Annotated in this window: 22 protein-coding genes and 2 tRNA genes; 16 read left to right on the top strand and 8 right to left on the bottom strand. The window is 53.4% G+C overall.

The window, feature by feature from the left end:
* Positions 1 to 35 precede the first annotated feature (35 nt).
* The 10 genes from serC (at position 36) to pyrF (ending at position 10,877) form a co-directional block, all read left to right on the top strand.
* Entirely contained in the window at positions 36 to 1,118 is a 1,083-nt protein-coding gene (gene serC, locus Q0824_RS00515) for a 3-phosphoserine/phosphohydroxythreonine transaminase (RefSeq protein WP_298446830.1), read from the top strand.
* 2 nt (positions 1,119 to 1,120) lie between these two features.
* Entirely contained in the window at positions 1,121 to 2,218 is a 1,098-nt protein-coding gene (gene pheA / locus Q0824_RS00520) for a prephenate dehydratase (protein ID WP_298446831.1), read from the top strand.
* A gap of 22 nt (positions 2,219 to 2,240) precedes the next feature.
* Complete coding sequence (hisC, locus tag Q0824_RS00525) at positions 2,241 to 3,365, top strand: histidinol-phosphate transaminase (protein ID WP_298446832.1); 1,125 nt, start codon at positions 2,241 to 2,243, stop codon at positions 3,363 to 3,365.
* Between the two features lies 1 nt (position 3,366).
* A complete protein-coding gene (locus Q0824_RS00530; RefSeq protein ID WP_298446833.1) occupies positions 3,367 to 5,625 on the top strand; it encodes a bifunctional prephenate dehydrogenase/3-phosphoshikimate 1-carboxyvinyltransferase in 2,259 nt (752 codons plus the stop codon).
* A gap of 2 nt (positions 5,626 to 5,627) precedes the next feature.
* Positions 5,628 to 6,305 (top strand): (d)CMP kinase, encoded by a 678-nt coding sequence (gene cmk, locus Q0824_RS00535; RefSeq protein WP_298449463.1) that lies wholly within the window; start codon positions 5,628 to 5,630, stop codon positions 6,303 to 6,305.
* 130 nt (positions 6,306 to 6,435) lie between these two features.
* Positions 6,436 to 8,130, top strand: coding sequence for a 30S ribosomal protein S1 (gene rpsA, locus Q0824_RS00540; protein WP_200204364.1), 1,695 nt, complete (start codon positions 6,436 to 6,438; stop codon positions 8,128 to 8,130).
* Between the two features lie 132 nt (positions 8,131 to 8,262).
* Positions 8,263 to 8,559, top strand: a complete 297-nt coding sequence (locus Q0824_RS00545; RefSeq protein ID WP_100640373.1) for an integration host factor subunit beta — start codon at positions 8,263 to 8,265, stop codon at positions 8,557 to 8,559.
* Between the two features lie 67 nt (positions 8,560 to 8,626).
* Positions 8,627 to 8,929: a LapA family protein gene (locus Q0824_RS00550; protein ID WP_298446834.1), complete on the top strand. Its 303-nt coding sequence runs from the start codon at positions 8,627 to 8,629 to the stop codon at positions 8,927 to 8,929.
* Positions 8,929 to 10,098 carry a lipopolysaccharide assembly protein LapB gene (gene lapB, locus Q0824_RS00555; protein ID WP_298446835.1) on the top strand — a complete coding sequence of 390 codons (1,170 nt, stop codon included), beginning with the start codon at positions 8,929 to 8,931 and terminating at the stop codon, positions 10,096 to 10,098. The genes Q0824_RS00550 and lapB overlap by 1 nt, the downstream gene beginning before the upstream one ends.
* 68 nt (positions 10,099 to 10,166) lie before the next feature.
* Positions 10,167 to 10,877, top strand: coding sequence for an orotidine-5'-phosphate decarboxylase (gene pyrF / locus Q0824_RS00560; protein ID WP_298446836.1), 711 nt, complete (start codon positions 10,167 to 10,169; stop codon positions 10,875 to 10,877).
* Positions 10,878 to 10,930: 53 nt separating this feature from the next.
* Here pyrF and Q0824_RS00565 read toward each other — a convergent pair.
* Positions 10,931 to 11,006 (bottom strand) — tRNA-Asn (locus Q0824_RS00565).
* A gap of 69 nt (positions 11,007 to 11,075) precedes the next feature.
* The gene (locus tag Q0824_RS00570) at positions 11,076 to 12,260 is read right to left on the bottom strand and encodes a pyridoxal phosphate-dependent aminotransferase (RefSeq protein WP_298446837.1); all 1,185 of its coding nucleotides are present in this window, start codon (positions 12,258 to 12,260) and stop codon (positions 11,076 to 11,078) included.
* A 213-nt stretch (positions 12,261 to 12,473) separates the two neighbouring features.
* On the opposite strand from Q0824_RS00570, the gene uvrB reads away from it, so the two are divergent.
* Positions 12,474 to 14,534 carry an excinuclease ABC subunit UvrB gene (uvrB, locus tag Q0824_RS00575; RefSeq protein WP_298446838.1) on the top strand — a complete coding sequence of 687 codons (2,061 nt, stop codon included), beginning with the start codon at positions 12,474 to 12,476 and terminating at the stop codon, positions 14,532 to 14,534.
* Between the two features lie 18 nt (positions 14,535 to 14,552).
* Here uvrB and Q0824_RS00580 read toward each other — a convergent pair whose 3' ends face one another.
* Positions 14,553 to 15,677, bottom strand: coding sequence for a GNAT family N-acetyltransferase/peptidase C39 family protein (locus tag Q0824_RS00580; protein WP_298446839.1), 1,125 nt, complete (start codon positions 15,675 to 15,677; stop codon positions 14,553 to 14,555).
* Positions 15,678 to 15,876: 199 nt separating this feature from the next.
* Here Q0824_RS00580 and Q0824_RS00585 point away from each other — a divergent pair, with 199 nt between their 5' ends.
* A complete protein-coding gene (locus tag Q0824_RS00585) occupies positions 15,877 to 17,376 on the top strand; it encodes a RimK family protein (protein WP_298446840.1) in 1,500 nt (499 codons plus the stop codon).
* 33 nt (positions 17,377 to 17,409) lie between these two features.
* On the opposite strand, the gene Q0824_RS00590 is transcribed toward Q0824_RS00585, so the two are convergent.
* A complete protein-coding gene (locus Q0824_RS00590) occupies positions 17,410 to 18,573 on the bottom strand; it encodes a cation diffusion facilitator family transporter (protein ID WP_298446841.1) in 1,164 nt (387 codons plus the stop codon).
* 355 nt (positions 18,574 to 18,928) lie between these two features.
* On the opposite strand from Q0824_RS00590, the gene Q0824_RS00595 reads away from it, so the two are divergent.
* Complete coding sequence (locus Q0824_RS00595; RefSeq protein ID WP_298446842.1) at positions 18,929 to 19,948, top strand: quinone-dependent dihydroorotate dehydrogenase; 1,020 nt, start codon at positions 18,929 to 18,931, stop codon at positions 19,946 to 19,948.
* A 155-nt stretch (positions 19,949 to 20,103) separates the two neighbouring features.
* On the opposite strand, the gene rmf is transcribed toward Q0824_RS00595, so the two are convergent.
* Positions 20,104 to 20,316, bottom strand: coding sequence for a ribosome modulation factor (gene rmf / locus Q0824_RS00600; RefSeq protein ID WP_200204386.1), 213 nt, complete (start codon positions 20,314 to 20,316; stop codon positions 20,104 to 20,106).
* 319 nt (positions 20,317 to 20,635) lie between these two features.
* Here rmf and rlmKL point away from each other — a divergent pair, with 319 nt between their 5' ends.
* Positions 20,636 to 22,810: a bifunctional 23S rRNA (guanine(2069)-N(7))-methyltransferase RlmK/23S rRNA (guanine(2445)-N(2))-methyltransferase RlmL gene (rlmKL, locus tag Q0824_RS00605; protein WP_298446843.1), complete on the top strand. Its 2,175-nt coding sequence runs from the start codon at positions 20,636 to 20,638 to the stop codon at positions 22,808 to 22,810.
* Positions 22,811 to 22,838: 28 nt separating this feature from the next.
* Here rlmKL and Q0824_RS00610 read toward each other — a convergent pair whose 3' ends face one another.
* Both Q0824_RS00610 and Q0824_RS00615 read right to left on the bottom strand, forming a co-directional pair.
* Complete coding sequence (locus Q0824_RS00610) at positions 22,839 to 23,447, bottom strand: outer membrane beta-barrel protein (protein ID WP_298446844.1); 609 nt, start codon at positions 23,445 to 23,447, stop codon at positions 22,839 to 22,841.
* 82 nt (positions 23,448 to 23,529) lie between these two features.
* Positions 23,530 to 24,015, bottom strand: a complete 486-nt coding sequence (locus tag Q0824_RS00615) for a hypothetical protein (protein WP_298446845.1) — start codon at positions 24,013 to 24,015, stop codon at positions 23,530 to 23,532.
* A 136-nt stretch (positions 24,016 to 24,151) separates the two neighbouring features.
* On the opposite strand from Q0824_RS00615, the gene Q0824_RS00620 reads away from it, so the two are divergent.
* Positions 24,152 to 25,441 (top strand): M18 family aminopeptidase, encoded by a 1,290-nt coding sequence (locus Q0824_RS00620; RefSeq protein WP_298446846.1) that lies wholly within the window; start codon positions 24,152 to 24,154, stop codon positions 25,439 to 25,441.
* 5 nt (positions 25,442 to 25,446) lie between these two features.
* On the opposite strand, the gene Q0824_RS00625 is transcribed toward Q0824_RS00620, so the two are convergent.
* Positions 25,447 to 25,522, bottom strand: a tRNA-Asn gene (locus tag Q0824_RS00625).
* 73 nt (positions 25,523 to 25,595) lie between these two features.
* Here Q0824_RS00625 and Q0824_RS00630 point away from each other — a divergent pair.
* Positions 25,596 to 26,561, top strand: coding sequence for an alpha/beta fold hydrolase (locus tag Q0824_RS00630; protein WP_366521613.1), 966 nt, complete (start codon positions 25,596 to 25,598; stop codon positions 26,559 to 26,561).
* Positions 26,562 to 26,565 lie beyond the last annotated feature (4 nt).

Raw genomic sequence — 26,565 nt, forward strand, 5'->3', positions numbered from 1 at the left:
CACCGAATCCGCAAGACGTGAGAGACCACAGGAACATGAGCAGGGCGTATAACTTTTGTGCAGGTCCGGCAACCTTGCCGGAAAGTGTGCTGGCACAGGCACGGGATGAAATGCTGGACTGGCGTGGCACAGGCATGTCCGTAATGGAGATGAGCCACCGTAGTGATGCGTTCGTTGAGATCGCCGAAACTGCTGAGCGAGACTTGCGTGAATTGGCCGGTGTATCAGATGATTACGCCGTACTCTTCATGCAAGGTGGAGCTTCAAGCCAGTTCTCCACGATTCCTCTGAACCTGCTTGGCGAAAAAACGTCTGCGGATTATGTAAACACGGGAATCTGGTCGAAAAAGGCCATTGATGAAGCCAGGCGCTACGCCAATGTGAACGTAGTTGCGAGCTCGGAAGAGGGCGGTTTCGTCAGCATTCCAGATCAAACATCATGGCAGACCAGTGCCGATGCGGCTTATCTGCATTACACGCCCAACGAAACCATCGGTGGCCTGGAATTTGACTTTGTTCCCGATAGCGCCGGTGTTCCATTGGTGGCAGACATGTCTTCTACCATGCTTTCGCGCCCGGTAGATGCTTCAAAGTTTGGTCTTATCTATGCAGGTGCCCAGAAAAATATAGGCCCCTCCGGCCTGGTTGTTGTCATCATCCGGAAAGACCTTCTGGGCAAAGCCCGCAAGGACACTCCGACCATGATGAATTATCAGGTAATTGCGGATAACGGCTCTATGTACAACACACCCGCAACATACTCCTGGTACCTTGCCGGACTGGTCTTCAAGTGGTTGAAAGCTCAGGGTGGTGTAACAGCCATGGGCGAGACAAACCGCAGAAAAGCAGAAAAGCTGTACGGCTTTATCGATGCCAATGAGTTTTACGCCAACCCTATTGATCCACGCTTCCGTTCCTGGATGAACATTCCCTTTACCCTTCAGGACGATGCCCTCAACGGCGCTTTCCTTAAGGGAGCCGATGCGCGGGGATTGTTGAACCTGGCTGGACACCGCTCAGTGGGAGGTATGCGTGCCAGCATCTATAACGCTATGCCTGAAGCTGGCGTGGATGCTTTGATCCAATACATGACTGAATTTGCGAAGGAGCGGGGCTGATCATGAGTGATGAGCAGACTCGCTTAGGGGAATTACGGGTAGAGATAGACAGCCTTGATCAACAGATCATGGAGCTGATCAGTGCCCGCGCAAAATGCGCTCAGGAAGTAGCCCACGTAAAGACGGCTGCAAACCCCGGGCAGGACGTGTTTTTCTATCGTCCGGAACGGGAAGCTCAGGTGCTACGCCGTATCAAAGAGGCCAACCCGGGTCCTTTGCCTGACGAGGAAATGGCACGGCTGTTTCGTGAAATCATGTCGGCTTGCCTGGCGCTGGAAAAGCCCATGCACATTGCCTTTTTGGGCCCTGTTGGCACTTTCACCCAAGCCGCTGCGCTCAAGCATTTCGGGCATTCGGTCGTAAGCGTACCTCTGCCGGCAATTGATGCGGTGTTCCGCGAGGTCGAATCCGGCGCAGCTCATTATGGTGTTGTGCCGGTCGAGAACTCCACGGAAGGCATGATCAACCACACCCTTGATATGTTCATGTCATCTCCGCTCAAAATTTGCGGTGAAGTGCAGCTTAGAATTCACCATCATCTTTTGGTGTCGCCGGAGTTTCGGGATCAGGAAATAACCCGCATTTATTCCCACCAGCAATCATTTGCCCAGTGCCGCCAGTGGTTGGATACCCACCGCTACGGTATTGAGCGAGTAACCGTTTCCAGTAATGCCGAGGCGGCACGCCGTGCAGCTAAAGAACCCGGTACCGCAGCGATTGCTGGGGATATGGCCGCAGAGCTCTATGGCCTGGAAAAGCTGGCGAACAGCATCGAAGATCGACCAGACAACACCACCCGGTTCCTGATTATTGGCCGTGAAGAAGTGCCAGCCAGCGGACACGACAAATCATCCATTCTTGTCTCCATGAGAAATAAGCCGGGTGCTTTGTATCAGCTGCTTGAGCCGTTTCACAGTCATGGTATCAGCCTTACACGTATTGAAACCCGGCCGTCGCCTAGCGGCACATGGGCTTATGTGTTCTATATCGATTTTGAAGGGCATATGAACGATGAGCAGGCTCGCAAAGTGCTTGCTGAGGTGGATGAAGAGGCGGTCGAGCTCAAGCGCCTGGGTTCCTATCCCATCGGTGTTCTTTAGCAGATAGTTTTAAGGAAGGTATATGGCCATCGATTATCAGAGCCTTGCTGTAAAAGGCGTTCAGGCTTTGTCTCCTTACCAGCCGGGCAAGCCGATCAGTGAGCTGGCCCGTGAGCTTGGGCTGCACCCAGCTGACATTATCAAGCTTGCCAGCAATGAAAACCCTTTGGGCCCCAGCGATAAAGCGATTGCAGCGGCTGAAGACGCGCTGAAGGAACTTTGCCTGTATCCCGACGGCAATGGATTTGATCTGAAGCAGAAGCTGTCTACCTATCTTGGTGTTAGCTCGGATCAGATCACGCTTGGAAACGGCTCAAATGACGTGCTTGAAGTGATTGCCCGTTGTTTTGCAGGCGCGGATTCCGAAATTATATTTTCCCAGTATGCATTTGCCGTTTACCCGATTGTTACTCAAGCCATTGGCGCTAAAGCAGTTGCTGTACCGGCCAAAGACTGGGGTCACGACCTGGATGCCATGGCGGCGGCAGTCACAGAGCGCACCCGTCTGGTATTTGTGGCTAACCCGAACAACCCAACGGGCACCGTGCACGATTCAGACGCGATTGAAGCATTTTTGGGCGAAATTCCGGGCGATGTACTGGTAGTCCTTGATGAGGCCTACTACGAATACATGACCGGAGAGAAAGACCCGGACGGTGTTGCGCTGCTGAGCCGCTTCCCCAATCTGATCGTGTGCCGTACCTTTTCCAAAGCCTGGGGTCTTGCTGCCCTGCGTGTTGGTTACAGCATCAGCTCACCGGCGATTGCCGATATCCTGAACCGCGTGCGCCAGCCTTTCAATGTGAACTCCACCGCTCTTGCAGCCGCCACCGCGGTGTTGGACGACAAAGACTATTTGCAGCGCTCCCGTGCCGCCAACACTGCTGGTCTGAAACAGTTGCAAGAAGCCTTCGATCAGATGGGGCTTCGGTATATTCCGTCATCCGGTAACTTTGTGGCCGTTGAAGTGGGGCCGCAAGCTATGGGTGTGTACCAGGCCTTGTTGAGTCAGGGAGTTATTGTGCGCCCTGTAACAGGCTACGGCATGCCCAATCATCTTCGGGTGTCCGTGGGTTTACCTGAACAAAACGAACAATTTATCGCCGCCCTCGCAAAAGCGCTGGCGGCATCAGGGCAGGGAGCCTGAGGTGCGATTGCGCGAACCGCTATTTCAGCGTGTGGCCATTATTGGGTTAGGCCTGATAGGTGGTTCGTTGGCGAGCGCCATCCGCAACAACAATCTTGCACGGGAAGTGGTTGGCGCAGATCAGAGTAAAGAAGATCTCCTGTTTGGCCAGTCTCTGGGTGTGATTGATACAGTTGCGGAAACCACTGCAGATGCAGTGCAGGGGGCTGACCTCGTTGTGCTGGCTGTGCCAGTGCAGGCGACCCGTAAGGTATTAGAAGACGTACGCCCGCATCTTGCAGAAGACGCCATTCTTACGGATGTGGGTAGTACGAAATCCGGTTTCGTAAAGGACGTAGAGGCGGTGTTTGGAGAGTTTTCGCCTCGCGTTATTCCCGGACACCCGATTGCGGGATCGGAGCGAAGTGGCATTCGTGCGGCCAACCCCGATCTGTTCAGCAACCACAAGGTGATACTGACCCCTCCTGATAAGGTTAGCGCCCCTCATCTGGCAAAGCTCCAGGCCTTGTGGGAAGCCTGCGGTGCCACAGTGCTCACCATGTCGGTGGCATATCATGATGAAGTGTTGGCGGCGACCAGCCACTTGCCCCACCTGATTGCGTTCTCCCTGGTGGATACACTGGCCGGCGAAGACCAGAACATGGATATTTTTCGGTATGCTGCAGGGGGTTTCCGTGATTTTACCCGGATAGCCGCGAGTGACCCGGTTATGTGGCACGACATTTTTCTTTCAAACCGCGATGCCGTTCTCCGGGTGATTGACCACTTTACCCAGGATCTGGACCAGCTGCGCACAGCAATCGCAGATCAGGACGGCGCCACACTTTTGCGTGTGTTCGGCCGCGCCAAAGCAGCACGCGAACACTTTTCAAAAATGCTTTCAGGACAGGCTTACGTGACAAATAACAGTGAAAATCAAGTGACGTTTCGTCTTCAGCCCGGCGGCTCAGTTAATGGTGACATTCGGGTGCCCGGCGATAAATCCATTTCTCATCGCTCGATTATGCTTGGGGCGCTGGCAGAGGGGGTAACCGAGGTAAAAGGTTTCCTCGAAGGAGAAGACAGTCTCGCAACACTGCAGGCTTTCCGTGATATGGGTGTTGCCATTGAAGGGCCGGATAACGGCTTTGTGCGCATTCACGGTGTTGGAATGCATGGTTTGCAGGCGCCGCGTGGGCCAATATATCTCGGCAACTCTGGCACTGGCATGCGCTTGTTTACCGGGCTGCTGGCCGCGCAGCCTTTTGAGTCTGAGCTCACCGGCGACGCCAGCCTATCCGTTAGGCCTATGAATCGAGTTGCTGACCCACTTAGGTCTATGGGTGCAGTGATCGACACAGCAGAGGGTGGTCGTCCGCCTTTGAAAATCCGGGGTAGCCAGAACAAGAAGCTCACCGGTATCCACTACGATATGCCGGTTGCCAGTGCCCAGGTGAAGTCTTGCCTGTTGCTTGCCGGCTTGTATGCCGACGGCACCACCTCTGTTACTGAACCAGCGCCAACTCGCGACCATACTGAGCGCATGCTGACTGGGTTTGGCTATAAAGTAGAGCGTGATGGCCCAACTGCCAGCCTTACAGGTGGTGGTAAGCTAATGGCTAATGCTATTGATATTCCCGCAGATATATCATCGGCCGCTTTTTTTATGGTTGCCGCCAGTATTGCTCCGGGATCTGACCTGACGCTGCGCCATGTGGGTATGAACCCGACACGGGTAGGTGTGATCAACATCCTGCAGCAAATGGGCGGAAACATTGAGGTCATGGCCGAGCGTGAAATTGGCGGCGAGCCAGTTGCCGATCTTCGCGTTCGCTCCGCTGAGCTCAAAGGTATTATTATCCCGGAAGACCAAGTGCCGCTGGCTATCGATGAGTTCCCGGTGCTATTTATTGCTGCCGCTTGCGCTACGGGGCGTACCGTTTTAACCGGCGCTGAGGAGCTGCGGGTAAAAGAAAGTGACCGTATTCAGGTGATGGCAGACGGCCTTGCAACACTGGGTGTCGAAACCACGGTTACGGAAGATGGCATTATTATCGAGGGCGGGCAGACCATTAAAGGCGGCTCTGTTTACAGCCATGACGACCATCGCATTGCTATGTCTTTTGCAGTGGCCTCGTTGCGCGCCACCGAAGAGATTGAAATTAACGGCTGCGCGGTTGTGGCAACATCCTTCCCGGGCTTTGTAGAGCTTGCGAAGGAGACAGGTATCAATATTGTCGCTGAGGTTTCCGAGCCGGGCGCTGAAAAGGGAGCCCATTAATGCTGGAAGGTAGCGCACCGGTTATTGCCGTTGATGGCCCAGGCGGATCAGGCAAGGGCACAATTACTCAAATGTTGGCCAAAAAGCTGGGCTGGCACTTACTCGACAGCGGCGCGCTCTATCGGCTGACGGCTCTTGCGGCAGAGCGTCAAAACGTATCGCTGGAGGATGAGGCCGCGTTGGTAAGTGTGGCAGCGTCTCTGGATGTGGCTTTCGAACCCACGCCCGAAGGTGAGCCGGTAAAAGTGATATTAGCCGGAGTAGATGTCACTGCAGATATACGTACAGAAACTTGTGGCAACAACGCTTCAAAGATTGCCGTTATGCAGCCGGTTCGTGATGCGCTTTTGCAGCGTCAGCGTGACTTCCAGCAAAAACCTGGGTTGGTAGCTGATGGCCGTGATATGGGTACCGTGGTGTTCCCGGACGCACCCGTCAAAATTTTCCTGACGGCCAGTGCAGAAGAGCGAGCTCAGCGGCGTTTCAGCCAGTTGAAGGCAGCGGGTGTCGATGTTAGTATTGACGCCCTTTTAGAGGAGATACGGGTTCGTGATGAACGGGATATGAACCGTTCCGCAGCCCCTCTCAAGCCAGCAGACGATGCGCAAGTCATTGATTCTACAGGTTTGAGTATACAGGAGGTGCTAGACAGGTGTGTGGCCGCAGTAGGTCAGACCTGACTACACCTTTTTGTCGTTGAAAGTCCGGGAACAGCGTAATCTGCCAGCCGCTGGCTGATTCCGGAATTTATTAACAGACCGTGTTGCTGGTGACACGGAGCATACTTGCATTGAACCTATAGGACTCATAATGAGCGAGAGCTTTGCGGATCTTTTTGAAGAAAGCCTAAAAGAAATTGACATGAAACCAGGTTCCATCGTCCAGGGAACCGTAGTTGATGTTGATAGCGACTGGGTCACAGTTAACGCCGGGCTGAAGTCCGAAGGTGTTATCCCCGCCTCCCAGTTCCTGAATGAAAAAGGCGAGTTGGAAGTAGCTATTGGCGACGTAGTCGACGTAGCACTGGATGCAGTGGAAGATGGTTTCGGTGAAACCCGTCTTTCCCGTGAAAAGGCCAAGCGTGCTGAATCCTGGAAGGTACTCGAGAAGTCCTTCGAAGCGGAAGAAGTGGTCAAAGGTATTATTAACGGCAAGGTTAAGGGTGGTTTCACCGTTGATCTGGCTGGTATTCGTGCGTTCCTGCCGGGCTCCCTGGTAGACGTTCGTCCGGTCCGCGATACCGCGCACCTGGAGAACAAGGAACTCGAATTCAAAGTTATCAAGCTGGACCAGAAGCGTAACAACGTGGTTGTTTCTCGCCGCGCCGTTCTGGAAGCTGAAAACAGCGCCGAGCGTGAAGCTCTGCTCGAAACCCTGACAGAAGGTCTGTCAATTCAGGGTATCGTCAAGAACCTGACCGACTACGGCGCGTTCGTAGATCTGGGCGGTGTTGACGGCCTGTTGCACATTACCGATATGGCTTGGAAGCGCATCAAGCACCCGAGCGAAATCGTAAACGTTGGTGACGAGATCAACGTTAAAGTACTGAAGTTCGATCGTGAGCGTAACCGTGTATCTCTGGGTCTGAAGCAGCTGGGTGAAGATCCCTGGGTTGATATCAAAGGCCGTTACCCTGAAGGTACCAAGGTTACTGCACGTGTAACCAACCTGACTGATTACGGCTGCTTTGCTGAGCTGGAAGAAGGTGTTGAAGGTCTGGTTCACGTATCTGAAATGGATTGGACCAACAAGAACATCCACCCATCCAAAGTCGTTAATGTTGGCGACGAAGTGGGCGTGATGATTCTCGACATCGATGAAGAGCGTCGTCGTATCTCTCTGGGTATCAAGCAGTGCGTATCCAACCCATGGGAAGATTTCTCCGGCAACTTCAACAAGGGCGACCGCATCTCCGGTAAGATCAAGTCAATCACTGACTTCGGTATCTTCATCGGTCTGGACGGTGGCATCGATGGTCTGGTTCACCTGTCAGACATCAGCTGGAACGAAACAGGCGAAGAAGCCGTTCGTGAATACAAGAAGGGCGACGATGTTGACACCGTTATCCTGTCTGTAGATCCCGAGCGCGAGCGTATCTCCCTGGGTATCAAGCAGCTCGAAAGCGATCCATTCGCTGAGTTTGTTCAGTTGAACGATAAGGGCTCTATCGTTAAAGGCACTGTTTCCGCCATTGACGCCAAGCAAGCTACTATCGCTCTGAACGACGAAGTTGAAGCGATTCTGAAAGCCTCTGAAATCAGCCGTGATCGCGTTGAAGATGCGCGTAACGCTCTGAAAGAAGGCGAAGAAGTCGAAGCTAAGATCATCAGCATCGATCGCAAGAACCGCATCATCAACCTGTCTGTCAAGTCCAAGGACGTTGAAGACGACAAGCAGGCGATTGATACAGTTCGCAGCAAAACTGCAGAAACTTCCTCCGGTGCGACCACCATTGGTGATCTCATCAAGGAACAAATGCAGCAGCAGAACGCCAACAAGGACTAATATCCGGTTGGTAATAAAAAAACGGGCTCTAAGAGCCCGTTTTTTTTGTGTTTTTTTCTGATTTAGCTAAACTGAAGGGGTGGGAATTCGGCGATCATCGGCCGAATAAATAAGAAAAGAGGGAAGTGCCTCATGACGAAGTCAGAACTGGTCGAATTAATTGCCTCGAAACAAACGCAGCTCTCAGTTAAAGACGTTGAGTTGGCGGTGAAAACAATTATTGAGCATATGTCCCAGTCGCTTGCTAACGGACAAAGAATTGAGATCCGGGGATTTGGCAGTTTCTCCCTTCACCATCGAGCCGCCCGCACAGGCCGGAACCCGAAAACCGGAGAGGCTGTGCAGTTACCGGCAAAGTATGTTCCTCACTTCAAGCCCGGCAAGGAACTTCGTGAACAGGTGAATGACAGTTTGAAACAGGGCTTTTAGGCTTTTCATCCCTGAATCGAAACACCTATAATTCGGGCACTTAACAGCGTTTGGGAGAGCTAAAGCTATGGCAGGATTACAGAAGATCCTTTTGATTCTGTTGGTACTGGTCCTGGTATTGCTGGCACTTGTGTTCTCCCTGAATAATCAGATGGCGGTGGCTCTCAACTTTTTGGTGTTTGAGACCAAGCCCCATGGCGTCGCCGTCTGGATTATCATGGCTTTTGTTATTGGCGCATTGGTTGGAATTTTAATAACCATTCTCGCTACTTTCCGCACGTCAGTTTCCCGTCGAACTCTCCAGAAACGACTAGGTCGCGCCGAGCAGGCATTGGAGAAATCCAAGGCTCAGAACGATCAGGCTATTTAATGGACATAGTCTTTCAGTGGCTACTGTTGACCGTTGCAGTTGCCGTGGGCTGGTTTGTCGGCCGGCTGGGTAATGGTCGTAGCCGAACTCGAACAAAGATTGCCGACGAAGACTCCGTTAAAGATCGACTGCAGTTTCTCTTTACGAATTATTCGGACCAGGCCGTCGATAATTTTGTGCAATCGCTGGCTGTTAATAAAGATACGGTAAGTCTCCATCTCTCCATTGGAAGACATTTTCGCAACAAAGGCGAAACCGACCGGGCCATTCTCGTGCACCAGAATTTGCTCGCAAGGCCTGAGTTGCCTCCTCGGTTCTCCCCCCAGGTAACGCTAGAGCTTGCAATGGATTTCCTCAATGCAGGATTGTTGGACCGCGCTGAAGCGCTACTGCAGCAGTTGATGGGGGATCGCGAGTACGGCCGAAAAGCGGCGCAGCAACTCATCGAGCTCTATCAACAAGAGAAGGAATGGGGCAAGGCTGCAGATGTCGCCCGAGCCCTGACCAAAAATGATGCAGATCCTGCCATGTTCAAGGATCTTGCTTATCTTACCTGTGAGTTGGCGGAAAAGGCCCTTGTGCAGGATGACCGCTGGGGCGCTCAGAAGCTTGCCAAAGAGGCTCTGGATTACGACCGCTCTTGTGTTCGCGCCACATTGATTCTGATGAAGATACTGGTCCGACAGGGCAGCTATCGGGATGCGGGTAACCAGGGACTGAGAGTATTTGACCAGAACCCGAATTTTGGACCGGAAGCCATTGACCGTCTCATGAAGCTTGAGCACGAGCACGGAGATATTGGCAGGCTGGCCAAAAAACTACGTAAGTTATACGAGACCTACCCGAGTACCAGCTTACTATTGGCTCTGGTAGAGTCGGTTGAGCGAGTTTCAGGCCGCCCCGCGGCTATAGAGTTGTTGCGTCTTGAGCTGGAAACCCGCCCCAGTATGAGAGGCCTGTTACGGCTTGTTGAAATGGCAGGCTATGAAAAGGGTATAACCACTGACGAAGGGCGCCTCGTTAGCCGCATCGGTCTTATGATCCTTGCCAACAGGCCGGTTTACCGCTGTGTAAGCTGCGGCTTCTCCGGGCAGCAGCTGCACTGGTTGTGCCCAAGCTGTAAACAATGGGAAACGGTTCGCCCAATACAGGGTGTTGAGGCTGAATAGCTTTTCCCTGTTTTCCGATATTAATATTTACCGACATTCTTTATCAAAACCCTGCAGGACATACCAACGTGCAAACTTCGAACGACCCCAATATCATCGTTGCTCTGGACTTCCCCTCTGCAAGCCCGGCGCTGGAGCTGGCAGATAAGCTTGATCCGAAAAAGTGCCGACTGAAGGTTGGCAAAGAGCTTTTTACCCGATCCGGACCTCAGCTGGTTGAAAGCTTGCAGGATCGAGGGTTTGATGTGTTTCTGGATCTGAAATTCCACGATATCCCCAACACTGCCTCATCGGCTGTGGCTGCCGCGGCGGATCTGGGCGTGTGGATGGTGAATGTGCATGCATCTGGCGGCGAGAAGATGATGCTGGCTTGCCGCGAGCGGCTGGAGACCTTTGGTAAAGATAAACCACTGTTGATCGCAGTTACGGTCCTCACCAGCATGGGTGCGGAAGACCTCGCCGGAATCGGTATAGCCGACTCCCCCGAAGTGCAGGTGTCCCGGTTGGCGACGCTGACCCGAAACTGCGGCCTGGACGGCGTAGTTTGCTCCGCACAGGAAGCCCCCAAGCTCAAAACAGAGCAGGGCATAGGCTTCAAGTTGATCACCCCGGGCATTCGGCCCTTAACCGCCGATAAAGGCGACCAGCAGCGCATTATGACGCCCAGCGATGCCCTCAAAGCCGGTTCCGACTATCTTGTTATAGGTCGCCCGATAACCCAGGCGGCCGATCCTCTGGCTGCGCTTGAGGCTATTTATGCTGAGGTAGTGGGGCTCTAGGGTGTAAAACGAAAAAACCCGCTAACTCAAAGAATTAGCGGGTTTTTAAATAGTGGCTCCCCGAGCTGGGCTCGAACCAGCGACAAACGGATTAACAGTCCGTTGCTCTACCAACTGAGCTATCGGGGAACGTCGTCATGTGACGAGGCGCGTATATTAAGATTACACCACGGCCTCGTCAACCCCTTACCGAAGTTTTTAGCTCAAAGCCTTCTGTAAACGCTCAATGGCCTTCTCCAGATTATCCATGCTCGTCGCAAAACTCAGGCGCATATGGCCAGGGCAACCGAACGCAGAGCCCGGAACCAGGGCCACGCCGGCTTCGCTCAACAGCTTCTCTGCGAACTCCACATCGTTGCTGACCCCCGGAGTGGCATCAATTGCTGCCTGGAAGCTCGGGAACACGTAGAAGGTGCCGTCGCCTTTCAGGCATTCAACACCTGGCAGCTTGTTCAAAGCATCTACCAGCCAGTCGTGGCGTTCTTTGAACGCCTTGACCATTTCACCTACGCAAGCCTGATCCCCATCCAGAGCGGCAGTAGCAGCGGCCTGAGAGATGGAGCAGGGGTTAGAGGTGCTTTGAGACTGAATCTTCTTCATAGCCCCAATGATTTTCGCGGGGCCAGCAGCGTAACCGATACGCCAGCCCGTCATTGAGTAAGCTTTGGATACCCCATTGAGAACAAAGGTGCGCTCGTAAAGCTCTGGGCAAGCGTTGAGAATGTTGCAGAACGGCTGACCTGTCCAGAGGATCGGCTCGTACATATCATCTGTGGCAATCATGATGTTGGGGTGCTTCTTCAGCACCTCGGCAATCGCCTTCAGCTCTTCCATGGTGTAAGCCATACCGCTGGGGTTGGAAGGGCTGTTGATCACGAACAAACGTGTGCGCTCGGTAATCGCGCTTTCCAGTTGTTCCGGAGTGATCTTGAAGCGGGTTTCGGCACCGGTTTCGATGATAACCGGCTTGCCTTCAGCAACCAGAACCATATCCGGGTAGGATACCCAGTAAGGCGCAGGGATAATGGCCTCGTCGCCAGCATTCAGAGTCGCCAATGCAAGGTTGAAAAAGCTCTGTTTGCCACCACTTGATACGAGTATCTGGTTGGCTTCGTATTCCAGGCCGTTATCCCGTTTGAATTTCGCAATGATTGCTTTCTTTACGGCTGGCGTACCATCAACAGCTGTGTACTTGGTCTGGCCGCTTTTGATGGCCTCAATGGCTGCCTGCTTGATGTGCTCCGGGGTATCGAAATCCGGTTCGCCTGCACCAAGGCCTATAATGTCCTGGCCAGCTGCGCGTAATTCGGCAGCTTTATTGGTGACTGCGAGAGTGGGGGATGGCTTGATTGCCTGTACTCGGCTGGAAAGTTGAAGGTCCAAACTTGCGCTCCTTAAAGCTGCGTCTGATAGGTCCATGACCGGCGGGGTGTCTGAATCCTTGCCTTATGGCGGCTGATTTTCGCCCAGCCGTCGATCGCGTTGATGGTACCATGAAGCTGGCGTAACAATAAATTTCTCTCTCTGGCCAAGTCTTGCAACCATAAGATCTGGCTAGGGTTCTTAGGTTGTGTAAGCGGAGGTTGTGTGCCGATTATGGCCAGTAGTGATTCCAGCATTTCAGGTAAAGAGGGCGTCTTCATTGTTGACTCGCCATTTGAGCCCGCAGGCGACCAGCCAAAGGCCATAGAAGGCCTGATTGACGGCATTCATTCGGGATTGGCAAGCCAGACGTTATTGGGCGTTACCGGCTCGGGCAAGACGTTTACCGTAGCCAAGGTGATCGAATCGGTACAGCGTCCGACCATTGTAATGGCCCACAACAAAACCCTGGCTGCGCAGCTTTATGGCGAATTTCGCGAATTTTTTCCCGACAATGCCGTGGAATACTTCGTGTCCTACTACGATTACTACCAGCCTGAGGCCTACGTTCCCTCATCGGATACATTTATAGAGAAAGACGCTTCTATTAACGAGCACATAGAGCAGATGCGGCTGTCTGCCACCAAAGCACTGCTTGAGCGCCCCGATGCGATTATTGTGGCAACGGTGTCTGCAATCTATGGCTTGGGTGATCCAAAGTCCTACCTGAAAATGATGTTGCACCTGGATAGGGGTGACAAGATAGACCAGCGGCATATTCTGCGCAGGTTGGCTGAGTTGCAGTACACCCGCAACGACATCGAATTCCACCGGGCCAATTACCGGGTGCGGGGTGATGTTATCGATGTGTTTCCAGCGGAATCGGAAAAGGAAGCGGTGCGCATCGAGTTGTTTGATGAAGAGGTGGAAAACCTCAGTTATTTCGACCCGCTTACCGGCGAAGTGCTCCGACGGGTTCCCAGGGTTACGATCTATCCCAAGTCGCACTACGTCACACCGCGGCAGACGATTCTGGACGCCGCGGAGCGAATCAAGGTTGAGCTGGACGAGCGCCTGCAGCAGCTTCGGGACAACAACCGCCTTGTGGAAGCCCAGCGGCTGGAAGAGCGAACCCGCTACGATATGGAGATGATGAACGAGCTGGGCTATTGCAACGGCATCGAGAACTATTCCCGCTACCTTTCAGGCAGGGAGCCCGGCGAAGCCCCTCCAACACTGTTTGATTACCTGCCGCCGAATGCGCTGCTGGTTGTTGATGAATCCCACGTGACCATTCCGCAAATCGGTGCCATGTACAAAGGCGACCGCTCCCGGAAAGAAACTCTGGTGGAGTATGGTTTCCGCTTGCCGTCTGCGTTAGATAACCGACCCATGCGGTTTGACGAATGGGAGCGCATTGCGCCCCAGATGATCTTTGTGTCAGCCACACCCGGCAATTACGAAGCCGAACATGCGGGGCAGGTGGTAGAGCAGGTTGTCAGGCCCACTGGTTTGTTGGATCCGGTGATTGAAGTGCGCCCGGCGTCGACACAGGTGGACGATCTGCTTTCGGAAATCCGTGCCCGAGTGAAGGTGGAAGAGCGAGTTCTGGTAACAACGCTCACCAAACGTATGGCAGAAGATCTTACGGACTTCCTGATGGAGCATGATGTTCGCGTGCGCTACTTGCACTCGGACATAGACACGGTTGAGCGTGTAGAGATTATTCGGGACCTGCGCCGGGGCGAATTTGATGTGCTTGTGGGCATCAACTTGCTGCGTGAAGGCCTGGATATGCCGGAAGTGTCGCTCGTGACCATTCTGGATGCGGATAAGGAAGGCTTCCTGCGCTCCGAAAGGGCACTGATTCAGACGATTGGCCGGGCCGCCAGGAACCTCAACGGGAAAGCCATTCTGTACGGCGATCGCATTACCGGTTCTATGCAGCGGGCCATTGATGAAACAGATCGCCGGCGCGCCAAACAGCAAGAGCACAATGAGGCCCAGGGTATCACGCCTCAGGGGCTTAATAAGAAGGTGGCGGACATCATGGAAGGTGCCGGTGGTGGTGGGCGCGGCCGGCGCAAAGCCGAACGGCCAGGGGAGAAGGCTGCAGAAGAGGCTGAGCAGTATCGCGCACGGGTTGGCAGTCGTTCGCCACAGGATTTGCTCAAGGAAGTGTCACGCCTTGAGGACGAGATGTACAAGGCAGCGGCAGATCTGGACTTTGAGGCAGCCGCCCGCCTGCGTGATGAAATATCCGGCCTTAAAGAGGCCGCTCTGCGAACCGGTTAAACCGGTTCAGAGACCATTTCAGCGCTTGGGGCCAACAATAACAGCGGCCCTGAGTGGCTGAACGCTGCCGTATCGAGAAATTTGGCTGAATACCCGTTTATCCACCGGTAAATACTGTTTGTCTGCCACGGTTTCGCCGTCGTCCGTGTCTATTTCCGGATCGTGCAAATACACAAACTGGTCGTCTATGGCGCATACCGTGACCCAGTGAGGCACGCGGCTGCGGTTCAATTGCCAGGTGCTGATCAGTATGACCGGTATCTGGCCGCTAAGCAGAGCCTGCTCCATGGCCTCCAGCGTCAGCGGGTCGTGGTGTAGTTCGATGTCTGTTTGGCCGATATCATGTAGAAACCCTTCATGAACCAGCTCCAGAACCCGCTTTTTATCGTCGCTGCGAACCGTGTCCCGGAATAGTGGGCCTTCCGTGCTGATCCAGGCACTGGCTTCAAAACCACGCTTCCATGCCGACAGCGCAAGACCATGGGGACCGCAGCCACCGTGGCCGGCCAGCATGAAGATTGTGGTCGCCTCACGCCAGATTCTGAGTTCTTCCAGCGTGGTAAGGGATTGCTTCTCATCAAGCGCAGCCATAGCCATAATCAATGCGGCCGGGCCACAGGAAAAATCAGTGGTTTGCGGATAATAGGGTACGGGCAGGAATTCCTGTGTCGGCTCATAAAACAGGATGCGGCGCTCAAAGCGCAGAGCGGTGCCTTGATCTTCGTAGTAGTCCCGATAGGTACCAAACTGCCGATAGCCCAGGCGCTTGTATAAGGCAATGGCACCGCCGTTATCTTCCCGAACTTCCAAACGCATGAGAATGCGGCCAGCATCTGCGGCCTCGCGCTCTGCCGCCTTAACCAGTTTTTCACCAACACCGCGGCCACGCGCTGCTGGTAGCACCGCAATCGAGTATATGCGCGCCATTCGGGTTGCTGCGCTCATCAACACCAGGCAATAGCCTAAAAGCTCGCTCACGCCCTCCTTTGTTGCCTCTGCAACAATCAGCCTGTCACGGGGCATGTCCAGAAAACGCCGGAAGCTTCGGCGAGATAACCTGTCTTCCGTAAAACAGCGATGCTCAAGCTTTAGAAGTGTATTCAGATCATCACTTGTGGCTTGCCGGAGTTGCAAATCGGACATGGTTAGGCCTTGCGAATATAGGCATAGGGCATGCTGGTAGGCTTCCCGTATGCAGCTATTATGATTGAGAGTAACGAATTGGAAAATACGCTTATTATGAGTAAAAGCACTCATTATCAGTGGATTGTTCTAGCACCCGCAGCGGCGTATTGTTGCGGCGTGTTATCCAGGCATTTATCTCCGGGGAGGAGCGCCTTTAATGTCTCGTTTGCTTATCGTTGTAGACCGCACCAAGGACTGGGCTCCGTATTACCCCAGTGAGGATGTACTGACGTTCGATCAGTACCTGCAATTTTCTGCGCCAGCGACCAGTCGCGTGCGTGTTATCAACTTGTGTCAAAGCGCGAAATACCTCAGCCGTGGTTACTACTGCTCCTTGCTGGCAGAAGCCCGGGGACACCACGTAGTTCCGTCTGTGATGACGCTGAACGATTTGAGCCGGAAAGGGTTATTCTCTCTGGAGTTGGAAGAACTCGACGCGAGTGTCGTCAATTGGCTGGAAGCGGCTGGCTCGGCCATTGATCCGGCCAGCGATGAGCGCAATGCCACCCACGAGGTTCGGGTTCGCACCTACTTCGGGCAAACCGAGCATCCGGATCTTAAACCGGTGGCGCGGGCCTTGTTTGAGCGGTTTCCTTGCCCGATTCTTGAGATCGTGTTCCGGCGCAGGAAAAACTGGCAAATTGAATCCATGAAGCCCGCTGCGCCTGCAGATCTGAACGAGGCTGACCAGGATGTTTTTGCCGCCGCACTGGATCGATTCAGCAGCATGGTATGGCGTAAGCCCCGAACCCGCCGCCGCTATCGCTATGACCTGGCGATTCTGGTGAATCCGGATGAAGAAATGCCACCCAGCGATGCGGTGGCATTGAAACGCTTTGAAAAAGCCGGACGTAAGCTGGGTATTAACGTGGAGCAGATTACGCGCCGGGATTACATGCGTTTGCCTGAGTACGACGGCCTGTTCATCCGTGAAACCACAGCCATAGACCACCACACCTATCGCTTTGCTCGTAAGGCCGAAGCTGAAGGCATGGTGGTGATTGACGATCCTGCATCGATCCTGAAATGCACCAACAAGGTCTTTTTGGCGGACCTGCTGAAAAACAACAAGATACCTACGCCCAAAACGCTGATTCTTTCAAAAGACCAGAAAGATGCCGTGGAACAGGTGATTCAGGAGTTGGGTTTTCCGGCGGTTATTAAAATACCGGATGGTGCATTCTCCCGAGGAGTGACCAAGGCTGAAGATGAGGCATCCCTCAGGGCAGGGTTGAAAGATCTGTTCCGGCAGTCAGCGTTGGTGTTGGCGCAAGAGTATCTGTATACCGATTACGACTGGCGTATCGGCGTACTGGGTGGCCGGGCCATCTACGCGTGCAAATATATGATGGTGAAAGGCCACTGGCAGATCTATCAACATGGCGAGTCAGCAAGTGAGAGCGGTGGGTTCGAAACCATGCCCACTTATGAGGTGCCGAGAAATGTTATCCAGGCCGCACTGAACTCCACGCGACTGATCGGTAACGGTCTCTACGGTGTGGACATCAAACAGTCCGGAAACCGGGTTGCCGTTATTGAGGTCAACGATAACCCGAGTATTGATGCTGGCGTTGAAGACCTGTTTCTCGGCGGCGAACTTTACACGCTGATCATGCAGGAATTCCTTTCCAGAATGGAAGAGAATCGCCGCCGTTAATACCTTTTGAATTGCCGGTGCCGGGTGGCCGGCTTACAGGCCAGCTACCCAGATTCGTACACTGCCAAACCATGGGTAAGGTTCCAGACGCAGCCGGACGTTTTCCAGCGTAAACACTGAATCCGGGTCCTCCTCATCCAGAAAAATCTCCAGGTGCAGCTTGTTTCTCAAGTAATGAAGTCTTAGCCGGCTACGCTGGGGAATTTCGCCCAGGTGTTCCGCAATGATGCTTGTAACTTCTGCACGTGAGGGCAGTTGTTTGGTGGTTGCAAACTCATGATCCTCGTCATTCTCGGCGTCAATGTGAAAGTTGATGTCGAGAATGTTGTCCAGAGCATTGCGCATTCCGGCGACCACTTGCATACCTATCTGATGCCCTTCGGACACGCTGATTTCCGGGCGCACGACCAAGTGGATATCCAGCAGAATATCCTGCCCCATACGCCGGCTGCGAAGTTCGTGCACGTTTAAAACGCCGTCAGTTTCCCGCGCTATGGTTTTCAGCATTTCGGTATCATCGGGTGACAACCCGGTGTCTACAAGCTCCTGAACGCTGTCCCAGGTAAACTTCCAGCCAATGTGGATAATGATCACCGCAATCGCTACGGCTGCGAGCATATCCAGCCATACAAATCCAAGCATGGCGCCCGCGGTTGAAACCAGAACCACCAGAGAAGAAAGGGCATCGGTGCGGCTGTGCCAGGCATTGGCGATAATTAAATCTGAGCGGATGGCCAGGCCGACGTGCTTGGTGTAGCGGTAAATCCACTCCTTTCCCACAACAGAAATGGCTGCGGCGACCAGCACTGGCCATTCGGGAATGTGGTCAACATCGCCTTCAATCAGCCTGAGGGTGTTTTCCCAGGCAAGGGCTGCACCCACAGCGATCAAGATACTACCAAGTACCAGGGTGCCAAAGGTCTCGATGCGCTGATGTCCGTATGGATGACAATCATCCGGTTCCTGGCGGGAGACTTTCATTACGCCCAGCACAACAACATCGGATGCTACATCCGTAAAAGAGTGAATTCCGTCAACCAGAAGAGCTTGGGAGTGAAAAAGCGTGCCGCCAATGACCTTGATGACGCCAAGGAAGGCATCAAGGATCATTCCTATAATCGTAACCCGGGAGGCTGCTTTCATTTCCACCGCCAGGTTGTCCCGATTGCGTTGGGCTGGTGAAACGGGTTGCTGCATTGAAAAAAACTCCGAAAATTTCTGTATTCCTGCTTGATTTATACACATCATAGCAGTAGTGGCTTTGAATGACAGTTTGTTCAGAATCTTTTCTATTTTAAGTAAAAATTAAATAACATGTTGAAAATAAAAGAAAAATAAACTGATCAAAAAATGATCAATCTGTAGATGGGCGCAGATTGCAAGGGTTAGGCAAGGATGCTCCGCGATTTTCAACAGGGTTATCCACAGATTCCGTGGAAAAGCTCCCAAGGGCCTAAGTATACAGATGTTTAGCGCTGTTGTTTTATGTTACCGGGCCGCTGTGGAAAACTTCCGGTATACTCGCGAGCACGTTTTATTGAGGAGTTTTCAGATGTACGGCGTTATCCGCAACCTGCTTTTCCGGTTACCACCCGAACAGGCACATGCTGTTGCATTGAACGGCTTGGATCTGGCGCATCGCCTGCGTCTGCTAGGTGCTTTATCACCTAAAACGGAAGCACTGCCAGTCAGCGTGATGGGGCTTGATTTCCCCAACCCGGTGGGGCTTGCAGCAGGGCTGGATAAAAATGCAGATCATCTGGACGCTCTGGGCGCCCTCGGCTTTGGGTTTATTGAAGTTGGAACCGTTACACCGCTGGCCCAGCCCGGTAACCCGAAACCCCGCATGTTCCGCTTGCCAGAGCATCAGGCCATCATTAACCGCATGGGGTTCAATAACGAAGGCTTGGCCCACATGCTGGAGCGAGTAGACAAACGCAGCTACCGAGGCATTCTCGGCATTAATGTTGGTAAAAACAAAGATACGCCAAACGAAGAGTCCGAGTCGGATTACCGTAAGGGCATTGCAGCTGTTTATAGCCGGGCAGACTACATCACTGTAAACGTGTCATCACCGAACACGCCGGGTTTACGGGATCTTCAGTTTGGTGATTCACTGAAAGGCCTACTCCACGCCATCAAGGATGAACAGCTGAAGTGCCAGAGCCAGCTCGGTCGTTACGTGCCTATAGCCGTTAAAATTGCACCGGACATGGATGACGAAGGTATAAGGTTTGTTGCGTCAGCTCTGAAAGAGGCTGGCTTGGATGGAGTTATCGCCACAAACACCACCATAAGCCGCGATGCCGTTGCCGGCCACGTTTATGGGGCAGAAGCCGGAGGGCTTAGTGGTGCACCGGTTAGAGAAGCGTCCTTAAGGGTAATCAAAGGGCTGTATGCAGAGCTTGGTGATGAACTGCCGATTATCGGTGTGGGCGGTATTACCGATGGCCAGAGTGCGGCTGAAAAAATCCGTGCCGGTGCCAAACTGGTTCAGCTATATACTGGCTTTATATACCGGGGGCCCGAACTGATTGGTGAAACCGTCGAGGCGATTCGGAAGCTCCGGTAAAGGAAGGGCCCGCAATGCGGGCCCTCACGGGGAGTTAACCCCGTTGCGCTCATCAGCGCATGAGACGGGGCGGGAGGCCCCGTATTGGTTGTGCTGAATACTGCGTCAAATGGTGTGACAAAAGATCAGATTAAGAAGTCGGGGTTTAGCAAATATCACGCGGTGGTGACGTTTGCCATTTTATGGATACCAGAGACGCCGGTCATGCCATCCCATTGATCTGTGCGGCCTTCTCGCCACCCGTTCAGCCATTCCTGGCGAACTTCTGCCTGGTCGAGCGGACAGCTGTCTTTGGACTTTCCGGATACGCCAGCGAGGTAACCCCGCTTGAATGCACGAGCGTACATATCTCTTTTCTGTCTTTTCATGCCGTTCCTCACTAATGGATTAACAGAACAAGCGTGTACACTTCTGCAGTGGCTGTGACATGTGGAATCCACTCCGGGATAACCCACTATTGCCAGCTCCAGCCAGAGCAGTCAGGATCCTGTTAACGAAAGGGAGTTACCCCTTTCCGAACGACGCGTCACCTACAAGGTAAGCCGAAGTTCGAGCAGAAGTACACTATCATTTTGATCTAACGGATCGCTTTTTTTGGTCTAAACTGAATAAGCGATTACCTAAAACCTATGAACGCTGCAATTCCCGTGACTTAGCGAGAGTTGCCTAAAGAGCCTGGAGTTGAACTTGTCCAAACCTGTATTTTTTGTAAGTTGCCCAAAGGGTGTTGAGTACCTTCTGGCGGACGAGCTCGGCACCTTCGGTCTCGGGCTGGTGAAAAACGCACCGGCTGGCGCATGGGTAGAGGGCTCGCTTGAGGCTGGATACCGGGCCTGCCTGTGGTCGCGTTTGGCGAACCGGGTGGTTCTCCATATCGACGAAGTAGCGGCTACCAGCGCCGATGAGCTTTACGATGGCGTTGTTCACATCGACTGGCAGAAGCACATTCCGGTGGATGGCAGCTTCCGGGTCAACTTCATTGGTGAAAACGAAGAAATCCGTAACACCCAGTTTGGTGCTCAGCGGGTAAAAGACGGAATCGTAGACCGGTTTACGTTGGGCGGCGGAAAGCGCCCAGCAGTTGAGGCAAAAACACCGGATGTCACCGTGTCTGCACGGTTACATCGTGGTCGACTGGCATTAGGTATCGACATCAGCGGGCACAGCCTGCACCAGCGCGGCTATCGAACAGAACAAGGTCTTGCGCCTCTGAAGGAAAACCTTGCAGCTGCGTTGCTATTGCGAGCGGGCTGGCCTGAAATTGCAGCGGCGGGTGGTGATTTTATTGATCCGATGTGTGGCTCGGGCACGCTGGTAATCGAAGCGGCCCTGATGGCGTTGGATATAGCACCTGGCCGACGTCAGGAGCGATTTGGTTTCGAAAAATGGTTGGGCCACCAACCTGAAACCTGGCTGTCTTTGCGGCAAGAGGCTGAGAAGCGGGCTTACGAAGGCAAGCAGGGCAGAATACCGACGTTTTTGGGATTCGATCAGGATAGCCGGGTCATTTCCACTGCCCGCAATAATGCGCAGCGAGCAGGGCTTGAAGGTTTGATTGAGTTCCATGCGCAACCAATTGAAGAGCTTTCATTGGGTGAGAATCGGTCAGAATCCGGACTGGTTCTGGTAAACCCTCCCTACGGCGAACGCCTGAGCGACAGGCAGGCTTTGGCAGGCCTGTACGAATCACTTGGCGATGCTGTAAAAGAAGCCGCATCAGGATGGCGCCTGGGCGTGTTCACGGGTGCTCCGGAGTTCGGTAAGTCCATCGGCCTGCGCAGTTTCAAACAGTACAAGCTGTTTAACGGCAAGCTACCAGCACAACTGCTTCTGTTCACCATTGACGAGGCGAGCGTACGCACGCCTCGTGAGCCTGGACTACCGGGTGAAGTTTTGCCGCGTATCGCGAATGAAGAGCGTGCCGCCATGCTGCGAAACCGACTCAAGAAAAACATGAAAACCATCGGTCAGTGGGCGCGCAAACAAAATATAGGCTGTTACCGCCTGTACGATGCGGATATGCCGGAGTATGCGCTGGCGATCGATATGTATGAGGGCAGGGTGCATGTGCAGGAATACGTTGCCCCCAAATCCATTGATGAGCGTTCCGCACGGGATCGTCTGGCCGAAGCGCTGGCGGTTATTCCGGAAGCCCTGGGCATTGAGCGGGATCAGATGGTGTGCAAACAGCGGCAGCGTCAGGCTGGCGTAAGCCAGTATGAAAAGCAGGATGCCAGTGGCGAGTTCTTTCAAGTAAAGGAACACGGTGTCACCCTCAAGGTGAACCTCAAGGATTATCTTGATACCGGGCTATTCCTTGATCATCGCCCTGTGCGCCATTGGATACAGCAGAACGCTCAGGGCAAGCGCTTCCTGAACCTGTTCTGTTACACCGGTGCTGCGACTGTTCATGCGGTTGCTGGCGGTGCAAGCCGGTCCCTCAGCCTGGATTTGTCGAACACCTATGTTGGCTGGGCTCAGGACAACCTCAGATTGAACGCGGCAGATCCACGGAAGCACAAGGTAGAGCAGACGGATTGTCTGGCGTGGTTGGCTGCAAAGCCCAAACCTGATCAGGTTTACGATCTGATCTTTATGGACCCGCCAACCTTCTCCAACTCTGCCCGTATGGCAGGTGTATTGGATGTTCAGAAGGATCACGGCAAGTTGATCCGCCAGGCCATGGCAAGGTTAAGTACGGACGGCTTGCTGATTTTTTCCAATAACTTCCGGCGCTTCAAACTTGATGACGAGTTGGTCGCAGAGTTCGAGGTTGAAGAGGTAAGTGCAAGCACTCTGGATAAGGACTTTCAGAGGAATGCTAGAATTCACCGGTGCTGGCACATCCGGAAAAGCCTGTAGCATTCCATCTGAATATTGAGAAGGTGTTTCAAAACTCGTATTTCAGGCCGGTAGAAAACTGAAAGGTGTTGGCGTCAGTACCAGTATCCTTGAAGAATTTACCGCCCTCTAATACGAGGTAAGTGTCGTCAAACACTTCGAAGTCCATCCCGAATACCCAGCTTACGCCGAAGCTGCTGTCGGGAAAATCACCTTCCATATCCTCGAATTCGGATCGTACCGGCCCATTCTCATCGCTGATCTCAGCAGTGCCGTGGATAAAGGAAAATCCGGCCTGAGCGTAGACGTTGGCATAGTCTGTAACAGGGTAGTGCAGCCCCATGTACCAGCTGGCAAAGTAGTCAACGGCTAGGGTCAGGCCGCTATCGCCTACTTTGGCATCCCTGTATCCACCGCCTGCACGTAGCTCTGCGTGGAACAGATCTGTGATATGGGTGCCCATAATCAATGCGGCGCCACTACCAGTGGCCTGCTCTTTCGAGACTTCACCTATGGTGCGGTAGTTAAACGCTGTGGTTATCAAGCCCACATAGTGTTTATCCTCCCGTGGCTTTTCCTGCGCCAAGGAAGCATGAGAGTGAAGCAGGCAAGCCGGCAGCAGTGCGAGGATCAGGTGCGATCGAACAACCTTTTTCATTATTATCGGGTTTCCTGACGTGAGCGGTTACGGGCTGAGTTTGCCTTGTGTAACCGATTGTTACGTCGACCCAAGTCACAGTTTAGTCTTCCTCGAACAGGCCATGTTCCTGAGCCATCAACAATAGAGCGTAAACGCCGTTTTCCGGCAGTTGGGGCTCAAGACTTTCATCAAACAGCAACTGGCGCCGGCGATCTTCCAGGGCGTTGCTATCCATGCTGGTGATCAGGTCTGTGATGGGTGCGATCTCGAAAGGTGCGTCTTGCTCCATGGCGGTAAAAATCAAATCAATCAGGATTTCGTCCGGATCCAGCCCGTCTACGTATACGGTTTGATCGGGCAGGTCTTGGTGCAGTTCATGAACAAGCTCAATTAAAGGCACGCCTTGTTCGGCCAGGTAGTCCAGATCGATGTCGCCGAAGTCGCCGTCTTCCGGTAGCCATTCATCCACTGGAGCAATAACCACTGTTTTCATTTGGCCGTCTTCCAGTGACCAGGCCATTGCAATTGGAAACAGGGCATCTTCGGTCTGGCAGTACTCGATATCGAGAAATCTTGGTGTCGACATGGCAGGCTCCGTTTAGTGGGTGGCGTACAGTGAGTTCAAGGTTTTAAAGAAGGCGATTAATGTCTGTTGGTCAGGTATGAGGTATTAAGGCTTCATGCCATACTGTAGCAATCCATATCATTCTATCAGGGACACCATGGAACAAGCTGAATTCAACAAAGATTTACTGAAGTTTTTGAACGCATCGCCCACGCCCTGGCATGCTGTGGCAACCATGAAAAAAAGGCTGGATGCAGCCGGTTTCAAAGAGCTGGATGAAAAAGAAGATTGGTCTCTTGACGAAAATTGCAGTTATTACGTTATCCGCAACGGGTCGTCTATCGTAGCGTTCCGCACCGGAACAAACGATGCCGTTGCATCGGGTATCCGCATGGTTGGCGCTCATACCGACAGCCCGTGCCTAAAGGTTAAGCCCAACCCCGAACTGCGCCGCAAAGGCTATTTTCAGCTGGGTGTCGAAGTTTACGGAGGCGTGCTGATGAACCCGTGGTTCGACCGGGATCTTTCGCTGGCCGGCAGGGTGACGTTCCTGGATGGCCATGGGAAGGTCGCGGATACACTGGTGGATTTCCGTAAGCCGGTGGCGTTCATTCCCAGCCTCGCAATCCATCTGGACAGAGAAGCCAACACCAAGCGCACAGTGAATGCGCAGACAGATCTTCCGCCCGTGCTGATGCAAGTTGCGGAAGACGATAGCACCAGCTTTCACGACCTATTGGGCCAGCAGATAACCAGTGAGACCGGGCTCAAGGTGCGCAAGATTCTTGGTTATGAACTGGGCTTCTACGATGCCCAGGAAGCTGGCTTTGTCGGGCTGCGTGAGGAATTTATTGCGTCTGCACGGCTGGATAACCTGTTGAGTTGCTACATCGGCCTGCAGGCTTTGCTGAGTACCTCAGGTGACGAGGCGGCGCTGCTGGTGTGTAACGACCACGAAGAAGTGGGTAGCGTATCTTCCGAGGGCGCTCAGGGGCCATTTTTGACTGCGGTTCTTGACCGCTGGTGTGGCGCCGGCAAGGCAAAAGCCATTGCGCGCTCGATGATGATATCAGCCGACAATGCCCACGGTGTTCACCCCAACTTCATCGATAAGCACGATGAAAACCATGGTCCCATTTTGAACCAGGGTCCGGTTATCAAAGTGAACCATAACCAGCGCTACGCAACCAACAGCCGGTCTGCCGCGGTTTATCGGCATATCAGTGACGAATTGGGGTTGCCGCACCAGAGCTTTGTCGTGCGCAGTGATATGGGTTGTGGCAGCACCATCGGGCCGATTACGGCTGCAAATCTGGGGGTGACAACACTGGATATTGGCGTGCCGCAATTCGGCATGCACTCGATTCGTGAGCTGATCGGTACTGAGGATGGCTTTACGCTGTATCGTGTGCTGACAGAGTTCATGCAGCGTGGGCAGGTGTTCTGACTAAGTGGCTCCCCGAGCTGGGCTCGAACCAGCGACAAACGGATTAACAGTCCGTTGCTCTACCAACTGAGCTATCGGGGAACAGCATCAAGTCGGGCGGCATAGTAGTCGCTTTGAATTAGCTGGTCAACCCCCTGATATAAAAGGTCAAAATTTGTACCGCAGTATGGCTCATCAATATCGCCCTCCACCCTGGTTTCGCAGTGGCCATGTCCAATCGGTATGGCCCGCGTTGTTTCGCAAGGTAAACCTGCAGGATCCGGTAGCAGAAGTGCTCCCCACGGACGATAAAGATGAGCTGCATCTCGATTGGTATCGTCAGGGGAGCGGCCGCTTGGCCATCATTTCCCATGGGCTGGAAGGAAATAGCCGGAGACCCTATGTGAAAGGGATCGCCAGGGCGCTGATGGCCGAAGGATGGGATGTTCTGGCCTGGAATTTCCGCTCCTGCGGGGGTGTGATGAATCATCAGCCAAGGTTTTATCACAGCGGCGCCACCGAGGACCTGCGCAGGGTTGTGAGCCATGGTTTGGCGCAAGGCTATCAAACAGTGTTTCTGTCCGGTTTCAGCATGGGAGGCAACCTTACGCTGTTGTATCTCGGCGAGCAGGGCGAGCGCGTTGACAGCAGAATCTGTGGTGCAGTGGCTTATTCGGTACCCTGCGATTTGGCGGGCAGTGCAGATAAGCTTGCCTTGCCAAGTCGGAAGATCTACATGCAACGATTTTTAAAGGATCTTCGCGTAAAGATGCATGAAAAGGCGCAAAAATTTCCCGAACTTATTGATGTGTCAGATTTTGACTCAATCCAAAGTTTTCATGGCTTTGATGATCGATATACCGCGCCACTGCACGGATTCAAGAACGCTGAGGATTATTGGGAGCAGTGTTCTGCATTGGGCAGGCTGAAAGATATCCGGGTGCCGGCGCTTATGATTAATGCCGCGGACGATCCGTTTCTATCGTCCGCATGTTTCCCGGAATCGCCGTCTTTACTCGGCGCTCACGTGCGTATGGATGCGCCCAAATGGGGTGGCCATGTGGGGTTCGTGGAGCTTGGGCAGGGCGGCATCTATTGGTCTGAGCGCCGGGCCCTGGCATTTTTGCAGGGCGTGGTGTGATTCA

This window comes from uncultured Marinobacter sp., assembly GCF_947488835.1.
In the GTDB taxonomy this organism is placed as follows: Bacteria; Pseudomonadota; Gammaproteobacteria; order Pseudomonadales; family Oleiphilaceae; genus Marinobacter.